Annotated in this window: 17 protein-coding genes and 1 pseudogene; 4 read left to right on the top strand and 14 right to left on the bottom strand. The window is 60.1% G+C overall.

The genetic code is table 11. The features are described from left to right. Positions 1–33: 33 nt before the first annotated feature. The 4 genes from PCPL58_RS24320 to PCPL58_RS24305 are packed head-to-tail and all read left to right on the top strand — an operon-like array spanning position 34 to position 2,905. Entirely contained in the window at positions 34–849 is an 816-nt protein-coding gene (locus tag PCPL58_RS24320; protein WP_065350638.1) for a hypothetical protein, read from the top strand. Between the two features lie 58 nt (positions 850–907). Next, a complete protein-coding gene (locus PCPL58_RS24315) occupies positions 908–1,606 on the top strand; it encodes a hypothetical protein (protein ID WP_065350637.1) in 699 nt (232 codons plus the stop codon). Further along, a complete protein-coding gene (locus PCPL58_RS24310; RefSeq protein WP_065350636.1) occupies positions 1,599–2,234 on the top strand; it encodes a hypothetical protein in 636 nt (211 codons plus the stop codon). The genes PCPL58_RS24315 and PCPL58_RS24310 overlap by 8 nt, the downstream gene beginning before the upstream one ends. A gap of 35 nt (positions 2,235–2,269) precedes the next feature. Further along, complete coding sequence (locus PCPL58_RS24305) at positions 2,270–2,905, top strand: hypothetical protein (protein ID WP_065350635.1); 636 nt, start codon at positions 2,270–2,272, stop codon at positions 2,903–2,905. Positions 2,906–2,911: 6 nt separating this feature from the next. Here PCPL58_RS24305 and PCPL58_RS24300 read toward each other — a convergent pair. From PCPL58_RS24300 to PCPL58_RS24235, 14 genes and pseudogenes are all read right to left on the bottom strand, one after another. Then, positions 2,912–3,500 (bottom strand): annotated as a pseudogene (locus tag PCPL58_RS24300) (MarC family protein). A gap of 69 nt (positions 3,501–3,569) precedes the next feature. Next, positions 3,570–6,359, bottom strand: coding sequence for a hybrid sensor histidine kinase/response regulator RetS (retS, locus tag PCPL58_RS24295; protein ID WP_003431733.1), 2,790 nt, complete (start codon positions 6,357–6,359; stop codon positions 3,570–3,572). 90 nt (positions 6,360–6,449) lie between these two features. Then, positions 6,450–7,745: a phosphoribosylamine--glycine ligase gene (gene purD, locus PCPL58_RS24290; protein WP_003431732.1), complete on the bottom strand. Its 1,296-nt coding sequence runs from the start codon at positions 7,743–7,745 to the stop codon at positions 6,450–6,452. Positions 7,746–7,863: 118 nt separating this feature from the next. Continuing rightward, positions 7,864–9,468: a bifunctional phosphoribosylaminoimidazolecarboxamide formyltransferase/IMP cyclohydrolase gene (gene purH / locus PCPL58_RS24285; protein ID WP_065350634.1), complete on the bottom strand. Its 1,605-nt coding sequence runs from the start codon at positions 9,466–9,468 to the stop codon at positions 7,864–7,866. Positions 9,469–9,548: 80 nt separating this feature from the next. After that, entirely contained in the window at positions 9,549–9,869 is a 321-nt protein-coding gene (fis, locus tag PCPL58_RS24280; RefSeq protein ID WP_002555375.1) for a DNA-binding transcriptional regulator Fis, read from the bottom strand. After that, a complete protein-coding gene (dusB, locus tag PCPL58_RS24275) occupies positions 9,866–10,879 on the bottom strand; it encodes a tRNA dihydrouridine synthase DusB (protein WP_003368840.1) in 1,014 nt (337 codons plus the stop codon). Before dusB ends, fis begins: the two co-directional genes overlap by 4 nt. Before the next feature lie 317 nt (positions 10,880–11,196). Further along, a complete protein-coding gene (locus tag PCPL58_RS24270; protein ID WP_065350633.1) occupies positions 11,197–12,534 on the bottom strand; it encodes a DUF3426 domain-containing protein in 1,338 nt (445 codons plus the stop codon). Between the two features lie 24 nt (positions 12,535–12,558). Next, on the bottom strand, positions 12,559–13,437 hold the full coding sequence (gene prmA, locus PCPL58_RS24265; protein ID WP_065350632.1) for a 50S ribosomal protein L11 methyltransferase: 879 nt from the start codon (positions 13,435–13,437) through the stop codon (positions 12,559–12,561). A gap of 137 nt (positions 13,438–13,574) precedes the next feature. Next, the gene (gene accC, locus PCPL58_RS24260; RefSeq protein ID WP_003368837.1) at positions 13,575–14,918 is read right to left on the bottom strand and encodes an acetyl-CoA carboxylase biotin carboxylase subunit; all 1,344 of its coding nucleotides are present in this window, start codon (positions 14,916–14,918) and stop codon (positions 13,575–13,577) included. Between the two features lie 17 nt (positions 14,919–14,935). Continuing rightward, positions 14,936–15,397, bottom strand: a complete 462-nt coding sequence (gene accB, locus PCPL58_RS24255) for an acetyl-CoA carboxylase biotin carboxyl carrier protein (protein WP_003368836.1) — start codon at positions 15,395–15,397, stop codon at positions 14,936–14,938. A 76-nt stretch (positions 15,398–15,473) separates the two neighbouring features. Then, positions 15,474–15,926: a type II 3-dehydroquinate dehydratase gene (aroQ, locus tag PCPL58_RS24250; RefSeq protein ID WP_002555369.1), complete on the bottom strand. Its 453-nt coding sequence runs from the start codon at positions 15,924–15,926 to the stop codon at positions 15,474–15,476. A 129-nt stretch (positions 15,927–16,055) separates the two neighbouring features. Further along, complete coding sequence (locus tag PCPL58_RS24245; RefSeq protein WP_269453965.1) at positions 16,056–17,843, bottom strand: protein-disulfide reductase DsbD; 1,788 nt, start codon at positions 17,841–17,843, stop codon at positions 16,056–16,058. Between the two features lie 105 nt (positions 17,844–17,948). Continuing rightward, on the bottom strand, positions 17,949–18,221 hold the full coding sequence (locus PCPL58_RS24240) for a DUF3613 domain-containing protein (protein ID WP_003431725.1): 273 nt from the start codon (positions 18,219–18,221) through the stop codon (positions 17,949–17,951). Then, positions 18,218–18,955: a tetratricopeptide repeat protein gene (locus PCPL58_RS24235; protein ID WP_065350630.1), complete on the bottom strand. Its 738-nt coding sequence runs from the start codon at positions 18,953–18,955 to the stop codon at positions 18,218–18,220. The genes PCPL58_RS24240 and PCPL58_RS24235 overlap by 4 nt, the downstream gene beginning before the upstream one ends.

Genomic DNA, 18,955 nt, shown 5'->3' with positions numbered 1-18,955 from the left:
CCATCAGGACGCATGAGTTAAAGGACTAATGAAATGACACAGGACAAAACCATGAACAGCACTGACAACCTCGATTACATTGCCGCCTGCGAGCTGGCTGAATGCCCACCTTCGTTGGGCGCATTCGCGGCCCCCGCAATCCCCGGATTGCCTCAGGCAGGTGACGTCACTGACGCACAGTCCGGCCATGAAGGTGCGGTGGTTGCAGGCAGTGTGCTGGCATTTCCCAACGGTATGTCGGCGCAGAGCAAGCAGGACGTGATGAATTCCTTTCTGTTCGCCACCCTTGTGGCCAACAAGGCGTTCAGCTCTGAAACCCAGGGCGATCAGTGGTATGACAAATTCAACGAAGTGCTTTCCAAGGTGGGCTGGCTCTCCAGCCACTGGAACTATGCGCGCTATCGTGCCACCCAGCAGCGTTTCACCATGGACGAAGTCGGTCTGGAGATCCTCGGTTCGGCCATTGCAACTGCCGCGTTACCCGGTCCTGCATCGCTGCTGATGCTCAAAGTGGCTGCAGATGCCGTCGCCGCGCTGCAGGCCAGGAAAGAGCCCCTGCGCCTGTTCGAGAACCAGACCAAGGCACACCGTGGAGGTAGCTTCCGTATCGCCTCCTGTATCGAATCCGGGGACAGCATCGTCAGTCTGGCCATGGCGGCAGTCAGCTTTCAGGCCGACAGTGACGTCACCAATGTGCTGTTCTGGGAATGGCAGGGCACCAGTGTCCAGACCTGGAAGGGCGAGCACAACCTGTTGCTCAACACGGACCTGTATGCGCGCTATCGCAAGCTGATCGAGCAACGGCTTAGCGACAATGTCAGTAATGCGATTGCAGAGTACGAAATCTGATCGGAGTGTTGGCGGAGGCGCGGACTGCCTCCGCTTTCGGGATAAAAGGAATTCTCCCATGAAGCAGGAATTGGATGCCGTAGTCGTCAATGCGGGCTGTTTGATGTTTTTCCCCGAGCCGCAGCGGGTCGCCCTGAAAAATGATGTGCTGGACTCGATGCTGTACGTGCAGTTGGCCGCATCGAAACAACACTCGAAGTTTGCCGAACCCGAAAAATGGAATGAAACCCGTCTCACCGCTGCGCAGCGTTTCGGCTGGCTGCCGAGCGCCAGCGAACATATCAGCCAGCCTTTGCCTGAAGACTCCGCTGAAACAGTGTGGAGTTGCATGGTGCATGCGCTTGCACCGTTGGTGTCAGCCGAGACGCTCCTGCGTGCGGAGGCGTTCATGCGCAGGGCAGGCAGCCAGTCCGTCGCGAGCGAAGCGCTTCATCTGCTGCGCAGTCAGACGGTACAGAGCGGTTTGAATCACTCGGGAAAATTGCAGGTCAGCGTAGTTCTGCAACTGGCTTTCGTCGACACCCGACAGAAGCTCAAGCTGGTGCAGCTTCAATTCGCCACACGTCAACCGTTGTCATCCGGGTTTCTTTTCGAGGTCATCGAGCCGAAGAGTGTCTACGGCAACATCGCTGTGACTGTCCATGCAATGCAACTGTTTGAACAGGTCTATTCGCAGTTTCGCGATGGCATCGACACCGCGCTGTCGAGCAAGCGTGCGTGCCTGATCATGCCGCTCGGGGGCAGTCCCGATGTCTGATCCGGATGAAACTCTACTGACGGGTGCCAGCGTGCTGTCCTTCGCCCGCAATGTCGAACCTGATTTGCGCCAGGACATAATGGATTGTCTGCACCATGCCCGACTGGTCGCAGATGATCGCCATTCTTCCAGAGTGAACTGGCGTGCATGGCTGGATGCTTACCAGCGCTCGATTGCCGCCACAGGCGGTTCGCGGAGCGCCGGGATCAACGATGCCCGATTGAAAATCCACAGTTTCAGTGACATCGGAAAACTGCAGCTATCCGTGATCGATAACGCTGGCGAGCTTCGCCAACTCTACCGCAGTTCGCTCGACAGGCTATTGAGCAGTGATCATGCGACGAGTTTTTTCAGCAGCTGGTTTACGTCCGGGCGCTCAGAAAGCTTTCAGCTCATGCCCTGTGCAATGCGCAATAAGGACGAGGTGTCGATCCTTCTGTGCAGCCTGCAGATGACCACCCTGGCGCTGCGGCCCGCGCGTTATTTCTGGCAGATATTGGGCGGCGAGATGCAGGTGCATGCCGTCAGTACTGCGTTCCGCTTCAGTCGCCAGAGTTTCGAGCCTTTTCGCCAGACGGTGCGGGACGCCCTGGCTGATCGTGCTGCAGCCGAAATCATCAGTCTTTAGCAACCTGGATAAGCCCATGGAAGGGAGTAACGCAAATGAATGCAGACACAGGTAACGCGGCCTATCTGGGCAATATCTCCAGTATGGTCGCGTTTTTGCCCGGGCTTTCGAACGAAGAGCGCACGGATGTTCAGAGCGTTCTTCTGGACGCCCAGTTGTTCGCGGGCAGGCAGTTTGATTTCAAAACCCAGTGGGGGACCTGGATGTATTACTACCGCAGCCGCCTCAAGGCGCGCGGCATACAGCAAAAGGGCGTGGTCCTTGGGGACTCGCTGGTGGTGAGCAGTGTTGACGATTTATTGCAGGCCACGTTCAAGGTCAGTCATCCTGCGGATCGTAAGCGTCTTGGCGGCATGGTGCAGCGTGCGGTTGCTGCAATGGGGGTAGGCCAGGCAGCAGAGTCGTACTTTCAGCGCGGCTTCGACCAGGGACGTCTGGGCAGTTTTCAGATCGTACCCTGCGAAAAGTATGAACCTGGCCGGATGCTCCTGTTGCTTTGCAGTCTGCACCTGAGTGTGGACGACCATGCGCCAGGAAGGCGAAGACTGCTGTTTCACTTCAAGGACGGCAGTTACATCTTTGACAGCAAGGTGTATGCCGCTCATCGTGACGCGGTGATGCGTTATCTGGACGGCAGGGCGCAAGGCATGGTGCGGGCTGCAAGTATCTGAGTCCTGTCAGGGCAGCAGGTAGCCCCTGATGCCGGTGAAAATGATTTGCGCGGCCAGTGCACAGACGAACAGTCCCATCAAACGGCTGACAATCTGCAAACCCTGATCGCCGAGGATGCGTTCGATACGGTTGGAGAGGTAAAGCACGACGCCGACGGTCAGACTGGCCAGCGCAATACTCAGAATGGCGGTGAGTTTAGTGGGGCTGACTGACGCCCATGACCAGCAGCGCACCGATCGTACCGGGGCCTACGGTCAGCGGGATGGTCAGCGGAACGATGGTCACATCCTGCTGGATATTGTCGGTCTGCACCGCCGACTTGCCCTGGGCCATGCCCAGTGCCGAGATGAACAGCACGCTGCCAGCCCCAATCCTGAATGCATCGACCGTGATGCCGAATACATCGAAAATCACGCGCCCGAACAGATAGAGCAAGACGCTGGAAACCAGTGTCGCCAGCGCCACCTTCCAGGCCAGGCGCCGCTGTTCCTTGCGCGAGTGACCACGCGTCAGGCTGATGAAGCAGGAAAGAACGAAAAACGGGCTGTAAAGCACCAGCATTTTCAGATAGACGCTGAACAACACGTGAAGCATGGCTTCGACTCACAGCAGCAGGTGGATGGCATCGGCAGTCTATCAGGCCACAGGCCTTTCCCGTCGCCGTCAGTTTTGCCGATAGTGCTCGCCGTCCGACGTCAGCCCACGGGCCTTGTCACGGTGCGCCACCCAGTGCTCGACCAGTTCGCGCAACTGCGACAGTTCGATGGGCTTGGCCATGTGGCCGTCCATGCCGGCCTGGCGTGCGCGGTCTTTATGCTCGGTGAGAATATGCGCGGTCAGTGCAACGACCGGGGTGCGTACACGCTGATTGCCGACTTCCCAGGCGCGCAATTGCTCGGTGGCCGAGAAGCCGTCGAGTATCGGCATCTCGCAGTCCATCAGCACCAGATCATAACGCTGCGCTTTCATGGCTCGCAGCGCTTCTTCGCCATTGCTCGCGGTATCGGGGTTGAGGTTGAGCTTGCCGAGCATGCCGCGGATGACCTTGGTCGAAATGCTGTTGTCTTCGGCCACCAGAATCCGGAAGTCGCCGGGGACGCTGACCGGCGGCGTCACGACCGGGCCGGGCTTGTTCGACACGACACCCTTGTTCAACTGGGTCAGTTCATCTGCCAGCGTGGTCTTGAGCGTATAGCCCGCCACCGGTTTGGCCAGAATGCGCTTGATGCCGCAGTTGCGCGCGATGATCTTGCTGGGTGCATTGCTGATGCCGGTCAGCATGATCAACAGGATGTCGTGATTCAGGCTCGGGTCTTCCTTGATCTTGGCGGCCAGTTGCATACCGGTCATGCCCGGCATGTTCTGATCGAGCAGGACCACATCGAAATAGTCGCGCAGGTGCGCCTTGGTCCTGAGCAAGGCCAGTGCCTCCTTGCCGGATGCCACTGCACTGACATTCAGGCCCCAGGCACTGCATTGCTGAACCAGCACTTTGCGGCATGTGTCGTTGTCATCGACCACCAGCACCCTGGCATCTTTAAGCGGGCTGTCCAGATCAATGGTCGGCTGTTCGAGCAGTTTTGCGTCCAGAGGCAGGTTCAGCCACAGCGTATTGCCTTGCGCGCCATTGTTCTGAATGCCGAATTCGCCATCCATCAGTACGATCAACTGACGAGCGATCACCAGTCCCAGATGACCGCCGAGCCGGCTGCTGGCCAGGAAGTTCCGGCTGTGTAGTTCGGCGTGCAGCAGTTCTTCACGTTCTTCGTCGGAAAGCGTTTCGCCGCTGTCCTGAACTGAAATGCGCAGCCGCGTATTCCCGCTTTTCGAGGACTCGAGGGCGACGGCCAGCAGAATCTCACCTTCGTCAGTCTTCTTCAGGGCATTTTCCAGCAGGCTCAGCAGTGTCTGGCGCAGGCGGGTCGGGTCACCATTGATGACACGTGGCACCTGAGGCTGGATCTGGCTGATCAGCTCGACCTGTTGCTGTTCGGCCTTGGCGCGGAAGATATTCAGGCAGTCCTCGACCAGCGCGCCGATGTCGAACTGCACGTCGTCCAGTTCGATCTGTCCTGACTCGAGCTTGGTGATGTCGAGAATCTCGTTGATCAGCGTCAGCAGTTCGTTACCGGCACTGTGAATGGTCTGCACATAGTCGCGCTGTTTGACCGACAGCGGGGTGCCGAGCAGCAGCTCGGTCATGCCCAGCACGCCGTTCATCGGGGTGCGAATCTCGTGGCTGATCTTGGCCAGAAACTCGGCTTTGGCGTTGATTTCGGCGGTGCTGGCCGCCTGATCGCGGCTGATGCTGAAACGGTCTTCGGTGATACTGCGATGACGTTCGCTGAGGGCCAGGCTCATCAGCAGGCCGCTGATGCAGAACACGCTGAGCAGCGCCAGCAGCAGCCATTGCGGTGGCACCAGGCTCAGCCACAGCAGGCCGGGCAGGACCACCATGTAGCCGATATTGAAGGTGATCATTCCGAGGACAAACAGGCGCGCCGAGCGATAGCCCTTCTGCCAGTGCCACATTGACACCGCCAGAATGCTCAGTGTCGTCAGCGAGACCAGGCCGAACGTCAGGAAGTTGATCGGCAGCTTTTCGTCGAACAGCACCAGCAAGGCGCCGATCCCCATGAGCACCGCGTTGCCCAGCAACAGACGATCAAGTTTGCGGGCATTGCGATGGACGAAGAAACAGTAGGTGTAGATCAGGCCTGCGACAGCGGCCAGCAGCAGCGCCAGGTGTGCGCTCGGGGTTTGCGCGATATTCCACGGGTCGATCGGGCGGAGCAGGTTGAGGAGCAACAGCGCACTGAGCCCGAGTAACGATTCGCAGGCGGCCAGCCACAGATTGCTGCGCGACCGGGTGTGTCCGTAACGCGTCAGATTCTGCACGATCAGCATGGACAGCGCGCCAAACAGCAGTCCGAACAGCAATGGCTGGGTTTCGTTGGCGGCGCTTTCTATGGCCGGTTCAAGGGTGATGCTGGGGCGCATTTTCTGCGCAGAGACCAGTCTCAGGTAGATATCCAGCGAGGCCGAGCTTTGCGGAACCGGCAGCAGGAAATCGTTGGATGGCAGTCGCTGATCTTCAATCGGCACGTCGTTGCCCGTGCGTAGATGATCAATCTGTCGATCGCCGTCCATGACATACATGTCGGCGCTGGAAAGGTCCGGGGCGAAGATACGCAGCAATTGCTCGTGCTGGGTCGGTTGCAGGCGGTAATGCAGCCATACCGCGCTGCCGCGATCCGCTGCAGCGACCCGTTCCAGCTCGGTGGGGCTGAATTGATTCTGATAGCGCGCCGAGCGGATTTCATCCAGCGTCAGATGGGCCTTTTCGTCGAGCAGCGTCGACCAGCCTGCACCATGCTCGGCCTGCGCCGAAAGCATGAACAGCAGGGTCAGCAGTCCGACGGTTGAGGCTATGGCAATCCTGAGCCAGCGCACAATGAAATCCCTTCGTGAGTGAATGCCTGGTAAAACCGCGAATACCGGAGCAACCGGCCAGCCTCTGCTTGAAGAGGCTGGTCCGATCGATTATTCCTGGTCTTCGCCACGCTCGCGGGCAATGGCACGGTAGCCAATGTCCTTGCGATAGAAACACCCTTGCCAGTCGACTTTTGCGGCCAGCGCATAGGCATTTTCCTGCGCGTTGCCGACGCTGTCACCCAGCGCTGTGGCACACAGTACACGACCACCGCTGGTCACGACACGCTCATCCTGCAAGGCCGTGCCTGCATGGAATATCTTGCCTTCGAGCTGTGCCGCTGCGTCCAGGCCCTCGATGACCGCGCCTTTGGCGTAGTCGCCAGGATAACCGCCTGCTGCCAGCACGATACCCAGGCTGGGGCGTGGGTCCCACTGTGCTTCGATCTTGTCCAGCGCTTGCGCCAGCGCAGCCTCGACCAGCAGTACCAGGCTCGATTGCAGACGCAGCATGACCGGCTGGGTCTCCGGGTCGCCGAAGCGGCAGTTGAACTCGATGACTTTCGGGTTGCCTGCTTTATCGATCATCAAACCAGCATAGAGGAAGCCGGTGTAAACGTTACCTTCATCGGCCATACCCCTGACGGTCGGCCAGATAACCAGGTCCATGACACGTTGATGAACCTCGGCGGTGACCACCGGGGCAGGGGAGTAGGCACCCATCCCGCCGGTGTTCGGCCCGCTGTCGCCGTCGCCGACGCGCTTATGGTCCTGGCTGGTGGCCATGGGCAGTACATTCTTGCCGTCGACCATGACAATGAAGCTGGCCTCTTCGCCATCGAGAAACTCTTCGATGACAACGCGCGAACCGGCGTCGCCAAAGGCGTTGCCAGCCAGCATGTCACGTACGGCGTCTTCGGCTTCTGCCAGGGTCATGGCGACGATCACGCCCTTGCCTGCGGCCAGGCCGTCGGCCTTGATGACAATCGGCGCGCCTTTTTCACGCAGATAGGCCAGGGCAGGCTCGATCTCTGTAAAGTTCTGGTAGTCGGCAGTAGGAATCTTGTGACGCGCCAGGAAGTCCTTGGTAAACGCCTTGGAGCCTTCAAGCTGGGCAGCGCCAGCGGTCGGGCCGAAGCAGTCCAGGCCTCGGCTGCGGAACAGGTCGACGACGCCTGCGACCAACGGTACTTCCGGGCCGACGATGGTCAGCGCAACGTTCTTTTCAGCGAAATCCGCCAGTTGCTCCAGTGCCAGAACGTCGATGGCCACGTTTTCGCATTTGGCCTCGATCGCCGTGCCCGCATTGCCCGGTGCGACAAACACCTTCTGCACGCGTGGGTCCTGAGCGACTTTCCATGCCAGGGCGTGTTCACGACCGCCGCTGCCAATGATCAAAACATTCATTTCAAAAACCTCGATGACGCTGATTCTGGAGTACGCGGTGTGCCTGGGGCGACCCAACCCGCCGTACGAGGCCGCAATGACGCAGCAGACGCCTGCGCCAGTGCGGCCGTTTTTCTAATTAGTGCCGGAAGTGACGCATGCCGGTGAACACCATCGCGATGCCGGCTTCGTCTGCTGCAGCGATCACTTCGTTGTCACGCATCGAGCCGCCTGGCTGGATGACAGCGGTGATGCCGACCTTGGCCGCGTTATCGATGCCGTCACGGAACGGGAAGAAGGCATCGGAGGCCATGACGGCGCCCTGAACCTGCAGCCCGGCATGCTCAGCCTTGATGGCCGCGATACGCGCCGAGTTCACACGGCTCATCTGGCCAGCGCCGACGCCGACGGTCTGGCGGTTGCGGGCGTAGACGATGGCGTTGGACTTGACGTACTTGGCGACTTTCCAGGCGAAGATCAGGTCATGCATTTCCGGTTCGGTCGGCGCACGCTGGGTGACGACCTTGAGGTCGGCCTCGGTGATCATGCCGATGTCACGGCTCTGTACCAGCAGGCCGCCATTGACGCGTTTGTAGTCCCAGGCAGGCAGGCGCTCGCTCCACTGGCCGCTGGTCAGCAGGCGAACGTTGGCTTTGCTCGCGACGATGGCGCGGGCTTCGGCGCTGACGCTCGGGGCGATGATCACTTCGACGAACTGGCGCTCGACGATGGCCTTGGCGGTTGCAGCGTCCAGCTCGCGGTTGAAGGCGATGATGCCGCCAAATGCCGACTCGGAGTCGGTGGCATAGGCCAGTTCGTAAGCCTGGCGAATGCCGCCTTCATCATCCGGGCAGACCGCGACACCGCACGGGTTGGCGTGCTTGACGATCACGCAGGCCGGTTTGACGAAGCTCTTGACGCATTCCAGTGCGGCATCGGTATCGGCCACGTTGTTGAACGACAGCTCCTTGCCTTGCAGCTGGGTGGCGGTGGCGATGCCGACCTCGGCAGGTTTGGCTTCGACGTAGAACGCCGCACTCTGGTGCGGGTTCTCGCCATAGCGCATTTCCTGAGCCTTGACGAACTGGGTGTTGAAGGTGCGCGGGAACTGGCTGCGGCCTTCGGTACTCAGGGTTTCGGCAGTCTGGTCGACGCCGCCCAGGTAGTTGGCGATCATGCCGTCGTAGGCGGCGGTGTGCTCGAACGCCTTGAGCATCAGGTCGAAGCGCTGGGCGTAGGTCAGGCCACCGGCCTTGAGGCTTTCCAGAACCTGGCCGTAATCGCTGGCATTGACCACGATGGCGACGTCCTTGTGGTTCTTCGCTGCGGAACGGACCATGGTCGGGCCGCCAATGTCGATGTTTTCGATGGCGGTCGGCAGGTCGCAGCCTGGCTTGGAGACAGTGGCTTCAAACGGGTACAGATTGACCGCAACCAGATCGATCGGCTTGATGCCGTGCTCGGTCATGATGGCGTCGTCTATGCCGCGACGACCCAGAATCCCGCCATGGATCATGGGGTGCAGGGTCTTGACCCGGCCATCCATCATTTCAGCGAAGCCGGTGTAGTCGGCCACTTCGACTGCCGCGACGCCGTTGTCCTTGAGCAGCTTGAACGTACCGCCAGTGGAAAGAATCTCGACGCCCAGCGCTTCAAGCTCGCGGGCAAACTCAAGGATTCCTGTCTTGTCGGATACGCTGATCAGGGCGCGGCGGATCGGCAGGCGGGTAGTCTGGTCGGTCATCTCGATTTCCATCAAAAGCAAAAGAAGTCAGCAAAAAAAAGCGACCGCGGTGCAAGGTCGCCTTTTCTGTTTTGAATGCTTTAAAGCAGATCGTACTGTTTGAGTTTCTTGCGCAGCGTGCCGCGATTCAGTCCCAGCAGCTCGGAGGCCTTCGTCTGGTTGCCCTTGACGTAGTTCATCACGCTTTCCAGAAGCGGAGCCTCGACTTCCGACAACACCAGGTTGTAGACGTCAGTGACGGATGCGCCTTCGAGGTGGGCGAAATAATTGTGCAGCGCCTTCTCGACACTTCCGCGCAGGGTCTGACCCTCTTCGCTCGGCGTGTTGAGGTGCTGTTTCAAATTGACGTTGTCGCTCACGGGTGTTGTTCCACTCACTAAAGTCTCGGTCATCATCGTCATGCGGCCACCTCTTTATCATTCTCGTTATCCGGGCCCTTGCAGCCTTGGCTGAAGAACTCCCGGACGTTGGCGCACTGTGCTTCCGTATCTTCCAAACGATTGAAGTGGGCGCGAAACTCTCTGGCGCCCGGCAGGGTTGCGAGATACCAGCTGACGTGTTTGCGTGCAATGCGCACGCCCATCACGTCTCCATAGAAAACGTGGAGCGCTGCCAGATGCTCAAGCAGAATGCGTTCCACTTCACTCGACTGCGGCGCCGGGAGTGTCTCTCCGGTCCGCAGGAAGTGTTCTATCTCGCGAAAAATCCAGGGACGCCCCTGTGCGGCCCTGCCAATCAGTAATCCGTCTGCTCCGGTGGCTTTCAGCACGTGCCGGGCCTTTTCCGGTGAATCGATGTCGCCATTGGCAAAGACCGGTATCGACACGGCCTGTTTGATCTGGGCAATGGTGTCGTACTCGGCCTCGCCGGTGTACAGGTCGGCACGGGTTCGCCCGTGCACTGCCAGTGCCTGAATGCCTGCCTGCTCGGCGATTTTCGCCACCGTCAGACCATTTCGGTTGTCGCGATCCCATCCGGTGCGGATCTTCAGCGTGACCGGTACATCGACTGCAGCCACGACGGCCTGCAGGATGTCGTTGACCAGTTGCTCATCCTTCAACAGCGCCGAGCCAGCCGCCTTGTTACAGACTTTCTTGGCCGGGCAACCCATGTTGATGTCGATGATCTGGGCGCCCAGTTCGACATTGGCACGTGCTGCGTCCGCCAGCATCTGCGGATCACCGCCGGCGATCTGTACCGAGCGCGGCTCGGGATCACCTTCGTGGATCATGCGCAGACGCGATTTGCGGCTGTTCCACAGGCTCATGTCACTGGTGACCATCTCCGACACCACCAGGCCGGCACCGAGTCTTCGGCACAGCTGACGGAAAGGCTGGTCGGTGACGCCCGCCATCGGGGCGAGGATCAAGCCGTTTTGCACTGTATATGGGCCGATGCGTACTGCCGACATAGCCTTACCTGTTGTGGAGGCCAAATCATCCGCAGGCCGTGTAAAAAACCGTTTCACCCGGTCTGCAACGGCTCATCCCGCCAGCCGCATGCGCCACCGTCAGATCGAACCGAGAGTTTGAAAAAGGGTTGGCATGATACCCGCTCTCGATGACTGGATAAAGGCTGAATTGGATAAAATCTGAACAGCTCTTGCCTGAGTTCGATGAGTCCGGTCAGAGGGTATTTTGTTGCTGAATTTCTGCGATCATGCAGCGTTCTTTGGTGAAAGTAGCGTGTAAAAAAGCAGTCGCGGCCGACGCTGTCGCGCCGGACGAGTCATTCCGGCGAGCGGAAGTTCAGGCTGTAGTTCACGGCCTTTGCACCTGGATCAAGGATATCCAGCGCGATATGGATCGGCGTCTGGGGTGGCATCTCTTCCTTGCCGGCCATTTCGCCGCTCAGGTATTCACTGGGCTTGAACCGACGACTGGCAATCAACTGACCGCCGGTATCGGAAAAACGCAGTTCCAGCAGGGGAAACGGCTGGGAAAACGAGGCGCGGTTGTAGATGATCGCGTCCACCACCAGAGCCCCCTGAAACTCCGGGTGGCTGCGCACGACCAGGTTGCTGCTCTTGAGCTGGGAAATGTCGACCTTGCTCGGCACCTTGCAGCCGACCTGCGGGCAAATCTGCTGAAACCACGGGCGATACTGGTCCTGGCGTGCCAGCTGATCGAAGTGGTACCAGACGTATTGTCCTGCCAGGCCCGCCAGCGCCAGTACGATCAACAGACACCAGGCCAGGCGTCGCCCCCAGCGTGGTTTGGGCCGTTGCCAGTCCAGTTGCAAAGGGTCGTCGGTCAGGTCAAGAAGTGTCTGGTCGCGCACTGCCGGTTCGTTGCGGCTGCGCTTGCCTCGCGGTTCTGGCTCCGGCTCATGGTCGTCTTCATCATCGTCATCCACCGCAGACCAGCGCTCGACTTTTTCGGCAGGCGGAGCTTTGCGCTGGATGATGACGGGCATCGGGGGCTCGTCATCGTCCAGATGCTTGTCCAGTGACAGCGACGGCTCGGTACGCGTGTCATCCTCCAGCGGCTCTGGAGCGTCTACAGAGTCGGTGTCCGGGATGACTTCTGCATGCAGCTCGGGCAGTTGCTCGACATCGTCGTTATGCAGCGTATCGACCCATGCCGCCTCGTCGCTCTGCCGACTGTCACGCTTCGCCGTCAGGCTCACATCGTCGTTGCCGATATCGCTTACAGGGCGGGCGAAGGTGTCAGGCCTGCGGGTCTCGCGTTGTTCGAGGCGGGCCAGTTCTTCGTCCAGATTGAGATTGTCCAGATCCAGCTCGCTGACCTGCCAGGGATCGTCCTCTTCGGGCGTCTTTTCCGGCTCCGGCTCCGGCTCCGGCTCCGGCTCCGGCTTCAGCTCGGGCTCGGGCACTGGCGTCGGCAGGGCCTCCGGTTCGGGCAGGGCCGCGATCACCGGCGAGGCGGGCAGGGTCTCTTTTTCGGCGTCATCGCTGGCGCGCTGCTCGAGCAACTGCCGCGCTGCGTTGAACACCTGCAGGCAGGCTCCGCACCGCACCACGCCACGGGCCACGCTCAGCTGAGCGTGACTGACTCTGAAACTGGTCTGGCAGTGCGGGCACTGGGTGACGAAACTGTCGGTCATGCGGCTGTCCGGTTGAAGCGGCGATTAACGGCGGCGACCCGTGATGCGTACCCAGCCATCTCGGTTTGCGATCGGGTCCAGATCAAAACTTTCAGCATAGGCTGCCGCGACTTCCTCACCCTGTTCGGCAAGAATGCCTGACAGTGCCAGGCGTCCGCCGGTCCTGATCAGGGTTGCCAGTTGCGGCGCCAGGGAAACCAGCGGGCCAGCCAGAATGTTGGCGACCAGCACGTCGGCCTGCTGGGGCGGCAGATCCTCGGGCAGGTACAGCGGGAAGCGTTCGGCCGCGATATTGTTGCGTCCGGCATTGTCTCGAGAGGCTTCCAGTGCCTGCACGTCGATATCGGTACCAACGGCCTGTTCGGCACCCAGCAGCAGTGCGGCGATGGCCAGAATGCCCGAGCCGCAGCCGAAATCCAGCACGTTGCAGCCTTCGAGGTCCTGGCCGTCCAGCCACTCGAGGCACAGCGCGGTGGTCGGGTGGGTCCCGGTGCCGAACGCCAGGCCCGGATCGAGCAACAGGTTCACGGCGTCCGGCTGTGGTGCGGCATGCCAGCTCGGCACGATCCACAGGCGCTTGCCGAAACACATCGGCTGGAAGTTATCCATCCAGCTGCGTTCCCAGTCCTGATCTTCGATGACTTCGGCGCTGTGCTCGGGTAACTCTTCGCCGGTCAGCAGGCTCAGGTGTGCCAGGGCCATTTCGGCATTGGTGTCGGCTTCGAACAGTGCGAGCAGGTGCGTGTTCGCCCACAGCGGCGTGGTATTGAGTTCGGGTTCGAAAATCGGCTGGTCTTCGGCGTCCATGAATGTCACAGACACGGCGCCGACTTCAAGAAGGGCGTCTTCGTAGGTTTCGGCTTGTTCTGGGCTGATGGCGAGGCGGACTTGCAGCCAAGGCATGGCGGATTACCTTCGATTTGGAAATAAGTGCGGCTTGTACAGCCGGTGCGGCCGCAGGAAGCGGGCAAGTTTACTGCTATGCGCTGCAAACAACAAAGCCGCATCACTGCGGCTTTGTCGTGGTGAAGCAGACTGGCTTATTGATTGGCCAGTTTGTGCTCCAGGTAGTGGATGTTGATTCCGCCTTCGCAGAAGCCTTCATCGCGGGTCAGGTCGCGGTGCAGCGGGATGTTGGTCTTGATCCCGTCGACCACGATTTCGTCCAGGGCATTGCGCATGCGTGCCATGGCTTCTTCGCGGGTCGCGCCCCAAGTGATCACTTTACCGATCAGCGAGTCATAGTTGGACGGTACCTTGTAGCCGCTGTACAGGTGCGAATCGACCCGTACACCGTTGCCGCCCGGTGCGTGGAAGTGCTTGACCAGACCAGGGCTTGGCACGAAGGTCTTAGGGTCTTCGGCGTTGATCCGGCATTCCAGCGCATGACCCTTGATGACCACGTCATCCTGGGTGTACGACAGTTTGTTGCCGGCGGCGATGCTGAGCATCTCCTTGACGATGTCGATGCCGGTGACCATTTCCGAAACCGGGTGCTCCACCTGAACACGGGTGTTCATTTCGATGAAGTAGAAACGACCGTTTTCGTACAGGAACTCGAAAGTACCCGCACCACGATAGCCGATATCGATACACGCCTTGACGCAGGCGGCCAGGACATCCTCGCGCGCCTTTTCGTCGATGAACGGTGCCGGCGCTTCTTCCAGAACCTTCTGGTGACGGCGCTGCAGCGAGCAGTCGCGATCGCCCAGGTGAATGGCCTGGCCCTGACCGTCGGAAATTACCTGGACTTCCACGTGACGTGGGTTGGTCAGGTATTTTTCCAGGTAGACCATCGGGTTGCTGAACCAGGCCGCTGCTTCGGCGCGGGTCTGGGACGCAGCTTCGATCAGGTCTTCTTCGCGATGAACCACACGCATGCCGCGACCACCACCGCCACCGGCGGCCTTGATGATCACTGGGTAACCGACTTCACGACCGATGCGCAGAGCGGTTGCCTCGTCTTCCGGCAGCGGGCCGTCGGAACCGGGAACGGTCGGCACGTTGGCCAGCTTCATGGCGTCCTTGGCGGAAACCTTGTCGCCCATCAGGCGAATGGTGTCTGCTTTGGGACCGATAAAAGCGAAGCCCGATTTTTCGACCTGTTCGGCGAAGTCGGCGTTCTCGGCGAGAAACCCGTAACCCGGGTGGATCGCAGTGGCGCCGGTCACTTCGGCAGCCGAAATGATCGCCGGAATGTTCAGGTAGGACAGATTGGCCGGTGCCGGACCGATGCAGACGGTTTCGTCTGCCAGGCCCAGGTGCATCAGCTCGCGATCTGCTGTGGAGTGTACAGCGACGGTCTTGATGCCCAGTTCTTTACAGGCACGCAAGATGCGCAAGGCAATTTCGCCGCGGTTGGCGATCAGAACTTTTTCCAACATCGCAGGCTCTCCCCGGGTCAAACGATTGTGAACAGCGGCTGGTCAAACTCAACCGGCTGACCGTTTTCTACCAGGATGGATTCGATCACACCGCTGGCTTCTGCCTGGATGTGGTTCATCATTTTCATCGCTTCGACGATGCAGATGGTGTCGCCTTTCTTGACGGTCTGGCCGACTTCAACGAATGCAGGCGAAGTAGGCGCCGGGGTACGGTAGAACGTACCGACCATTGGCGACTTGACTACAAAGCCGTTCAGTTTCGGAGCCGATGGCGCTTCTGCAGCGGCCGCAACCGGTGCTGCTGCCGGAGCCGGAGCGGCTGCAGGTGCAGCAACCGGAGCCGGTGCGTAGTAAGGCTGTGCCGGAGTCTTGCTGTGGCGGCTGATCCGTACGGATTCCTCGCCTTCACGGATTTCCAGCTCGTCGATGCCGGACTCTTCCAGCAATTCGATCAGTTTCTTGACTTTGCGAATATCCATTAATCAACTCCCAAGGTTCTGTAAGGGCAATGTGTCGGCCGGCTCAAGCCATATGGTCAGCTTCAGGCTGGACTCATCATGGCTTGGCACTGGCGGCCAGTTGTTCCAGGGCGGCTTCCAGGGCCAGTCGGTAACCGCTGGCGCCAAGGCCGCAGATCACTCCTACAGCGACATCTGAAAAGTAGGAGTGATGGCGGAAAGGTTCGCGTTTGTGCACGTTCGATAAATGCACTTCGATGAATGGGATGCTCACTCCCATCAGCGCGTCACGTATTGCAACGCTGGTGTGCGTAAAAGCAGCCGGATTGATCAAAATAAAATCCACACCCTCACCGCGAGCGGCGTGAATGCGGTCGATCAGTTCGTACTCGGCGTTGCTTTGCAGATACATCAGATGGTGACCGGCATCGCGAGCGCGCTGCTCCAGGTCCTGATTGATCTGAGGCAGGGTGATAGTGCCGTAGACCCCGGGTTCCCGAGTGCCCAGCAGGTTCAGGTTGGGTCCGTGGAGGACCAGGATAGTCGCCATTGCGTGTTCCTTTTATTGTCTGCGAGCGGTTTACGCCCGGCGACTATGCCGGAAGGGCAGTGGACTGTCCAGTTAACAACAGTAGCCAGCACAATGAGCGATATTCGCGCAAAGTTTATGACTCAGGGATCAGTTTTGGTCATTGGCGCTGTTCAGACGCTCGATCAGGCCTGCAGCGTCGATTTCGCCGACGACCCGTACAGTTTGCAGTTCTTCGCCGTTTTTATCGAAGAAAAGCAGCGCTGGCGGGCCAAACAGCTTGTACCGGTCAAGCAGGGCGCGTTGCTCTGCGTTGCTGTCGGTCATGTCGAAACGCACCTGCTTGTAACCCGACAAGCGGGCGACCACACTCGGGTCAGGCAGGACTTCGTGTTCGATGACCTTGCAACTGATGCACCAGTCGGCATACCAGTCGAGCACCAGCGGTTTGCCCTCGCGCCGGGCTTCCTGCATCACACGGTCCAGTTCGGCGGAGGTGGTGATCGTCTGCCACTGTGAGGCGGCCGGAGCTAACGCTCCGTTATTCGCCGTGGCGTACTCGCGGCCCAGCGGGCGCATGGGGTCGGTCTGCCCGGACAGCGCGCCGTACCAGCACGCCAGCGCATAGACCAGCAGCGCCAGCCCCAGCAGTTGGGCGAGTTTCTGCCGTGTGGTTTTGACATTGAATTCCAGGGTGCCGAGAAACAGTGCGACACCGGCCGACAACAGACCCACCAGCAACAGCGTGACTTGCCCTGGCAGTACGCGGCTCAGCAGACCGATGGCCAGCCCCAGCAGCAGCACACCGATGGCGTTTTTAACCGTCACCAGCCAAGGGCCGCTTTTCGGCAGCCATGTGGCACCACCGGTTGCGATCAGCAACAGCGGCGCGCCCATGCCCAGGCCCAGCGCGAACAGTTTCAGAGCGCCGCCGAGTGCATCGCCGCTGGCGCTGATATACAACAGCGCACCGGCCAGAGGCGCCGATACGCAAGGTGACACCAACAGGCTGGAGACCACGCCCAGCACCGCTGCACCCCACAATGAACCGCCCTGGGTCTTGCCGGCGATACGGTCCAGACGAGAGCTGATGGACTGCGGCAGGCGCAGTTCGAAGGCGCCGAACATGGCAATGGCGAAGATCACGAAAAATGCCGAGAACGGCACCAGTACCCAGGCCGATTGCAAGCGCGCCTGCAGGTTAAGGCCTGCGCCGAACACACCCATCAGCGCGCCCAGCAGGGCAAAGCACGCCGCCATCGGCAGTACGTAAGCCAGAGACAGGCTCAGCCCGCGCAACCCGCCAACCTGGCCGCGCAGCACCACGCCGGACAGAATCGGCAACATCGGCAGTACACACGGTGTGAAGGTCAGGCCTACGCCCGCGAGAAAAAACAGCGCCAGTTCTTTCCAGCTCCAGGCGGCCGCTGTGGCTGCGCTGGCAGACGCCTGGCCGCTCGGGCTGGCGGCTACGTCGCCAATGCTCAAACGCTCGGTTTCAGGTGGATAGCACAAGCCCTTGTCGGCGCAGCCCTGGTACGTGATGGCGAGGGTGAAGGGGCGCTGTTCGCCGGGTTTGCGTGGCAGGTCGATATCGAGAATGCCGTGATAGACCTCGACATCGCCAAAATACTCGTCGTGTTTCTGCTCGCCCTTGGGCAGTTGCGCTTCGCCAAGGCCGATGTCGGCAGGCTCGGTGCGGAACTGAAAGCGGTGGCGATACAGGTAGTAGCCATCGGTGGCGACCAGCCTCAGCTTGATCGACTCCTGCGTCGTTTCGATCAGGCTCAACTGAAAGGCCTGACGCACTGGCAGGAAGTCCTTGCTGTTATCCAGCGAGCCGCCGCCCAGCGTGGATGAAGGTCGGCTGTCCAGCAGACCGGCGCCGGAGGCGGGTAGGGCCAGGATCAATAACAGCAGGCATAACAAACGGCGCATGGCAGTCTCGAATCTCGAAAGTCTGCGCATGATAACGGAGTGCCCAGCGGCGTGCCGAGGGCAGGTTGTAAAAGTGGGTGTCAGCAGGCCCACGACGTGCCGGAATTATTTCTTGCCCGAGGAAAAGCTGCCACCAGCTTCCTGGTCGTAAAAATCCGGGATCTTGTACTTATACGTGTCCAGCCAGCGTTGCAGGCTGAGGTCACGTTCTGCCGCGGTATTGACCTGCGGCGTCGGCGAAGCGGCCTTGCCGCTGGCTTGAAGCTGCAGCCAAGTCTCGGTCTGTCTGGTTTCAGAGGCCGCAGTTTCATTGTTGTCTGCCCAGGCATCACCTGCGCTCAACAGCAGTACACACCCGGTGAATAGGATGCGCTTCATGGTCGTACCTCCTGGGACTGACGATCATTTTGCCCTGTCAGGCTCGCAATGGGCCGTGCAGATGCTAGAGGAGCGGCAGGGGGCTTCCGCAATTGCTCGGCACGCGCCTGGGCATCGGTCACCTGCTCAGGCGTCAGCCCGGCCCGCGACGCCAGTTCGGCGGCTTGCGTCCAGTTATTCTGATAGATCAGCAGCGTGGCCAGGTTCACCGCCGCCAGCGAGTCCGATTGTTTGAGCTCCATGGCCGTCAGGAACTGAAAGCGTGCCTGTTCCAGTTTCAACTGATTGAGGTAGACGACGCCCAGGTCATTACGGATCTTTTCATCGGTCGGTTGCAGCTTGCTGGCCATCAGCAGGTGTTGCTGTGCCAGCGTGTTGTCACCACGCGCTGCGGCCAGTTGCCCTAGGCCATGCTCACCCTCGGCTGCCCGGCAGGTGCCCAGCAGGCTGCGGTACAGAGGCTCGGCCTCGTTGCTGCCCAAAAGCCGCAACACCCGGGCCTTGCGCAGGCGAACCTCGCCCAGGCTGTCGGGCAGGCTTTCCAGGTTGGCAAGGCTGGCATGCAGGCGGCCTTCATCGGCCATGTTCTGAGCCAGATTCAGGGAAAACTCCTGATCCGAGGTCAGCTTGGGGCACTGGCCCGGCTGAGCCGTGGTCTGCGTCCAGAGGGGGCGACCATCACTGGCGCATCCGCCCAGCAACAACAGCCCGAGTAGTACGATCACTGGTTTCAT

The organism is Pseudomonas cerasi (genome assembly GCF_900074915.1).
Taxonomy (GTDB): Bacteria; Pseudomonadota; Gammaproteobacteria; order Pseudomonadales; family Pseudomonadaceae; genus Aquipseudomonas; species Aquipseudomonas cerasi.
This window is presented reverse-complemented; position numbering and strand designations above follow the sequence as displayed.

What these genes read in the sequence shown, in the direction of transcription:
- purD (WP_003431732.1), bottom strand. Translation starts at nt 7,745, where the DNA reads ATGAATGTTTTGATCATTGGCAGCGGCGGTCGTGAACACGCCCTGGCA.
- PCPL58_RS24270 (WP_065350633.1), bottom strand. Translation starts at nt 12,534, where the DNA reads ATGACCGACAGTTTCGTCACCCAGTGCCCGCACTGCCAGACCAGTTTC.
- PCPL58_RS24320 (WP_065350638.1), top strand. Translation starts at nt 34, where the DNA reads ATGACACAGGACAAAACCATGAACAGCACTGACAACCTCGATTACATT.
- PCPL58_RS24235 (WP_065350630.1), bottom strand. Translation starts at nt 18,955, where the DNA reads ATGAAACCAGTGATCGTACTACTCGGGCTGTTGTTGCTGGGCGGATGC.
- dusB (WP_003368840.1), bottom strand. Translation starts at nt 10,879, where the DNA reads ATGTCGGCAGTACGCATCGGCCCATATACAGTGCAAAACGGCTTGATC.
- accB (WP_003368836.1), bottom strand. Translation starts at nt 15,397, where the DNA reads ATGGATATTCGCAAAGTCAAGAAACTGATCGAATTGCTGGAAGAGTCC.
- prmA (WP_065350632.1), bottom strand. Translation starts at nt 13,437, where the DNA reads ATGCCTTGGCTGCAAGTCCGCCTCGCCATCAGCCCAGAACAAGCCGAA.
- PCPL58_RS24305 (WP_065350635.1), top strand. Translation starts at nt 2,270, where the DNA reads ATGAATGCAGACACAGGTAACGCGGCCTATCTGGGCAATATCTCCAGT.
- aroQ (WP_002555369.1), bottom strand. Translation starts at nt 15,926, where the DNA reads ATGGCGACTATCCTGGTCCTCCACGGACCCAACCTGAACCTGCTGGGC.
- PCPL58_RS24245 (WP_269453965.1), bottom strand. Translation starts at nt 17,843, where the DNA reads ATGCGCCGTTTGTTATGCCTGCTGTTATTGATCCTGGCCCTACCCGCC.
- PCPL58_RS24315 (WP_065350637.1), top strand. Translation starts at nt 908, where the DNA reads ATGAAGCAGGAATTGGATGCCGTAGTCGTCAATGCGGGCTGTTTGATG.
- fis (WP_002555375.1), bottom strand. Translation starts at nt 9,869, where the DNA reads ATGACGATGATGACCGAGACTTTAGTGAGTGGAACAACACCCGTGAGC.
- PCPL58_RS24240 (WP_003431725.1), bottom strand. Translation starts at nt 18,221, where the DNA reads ATGAAGCGCATCCTATTCACCGGGTGTGTACTGCTGTTGAGCGCAGGT.
- PCPL58_RS24310 (WP_065350636.1), top strand. Translation starts at nt 1,599, where the DNA reads ATGTCTGATCCGGATGAAACTCTACTGACGGGTGCCAGCGTGCTGTCC.
- purH (WP_065350634.1), bottom strand. Translation starts at nt 9,468, where the DNA reads ATGACCGACCAGACTACCCGCCTGCCGATCCGCCGCGCCCTGATCAGC.
- accC (WP_003368837.1), bottom strand. Translation starts at nt 14,918, where the DNA reads ATGTTGGAAAAAGTTCTGATCGCCAACCGCGGCGAAATTGCCTTGCGC.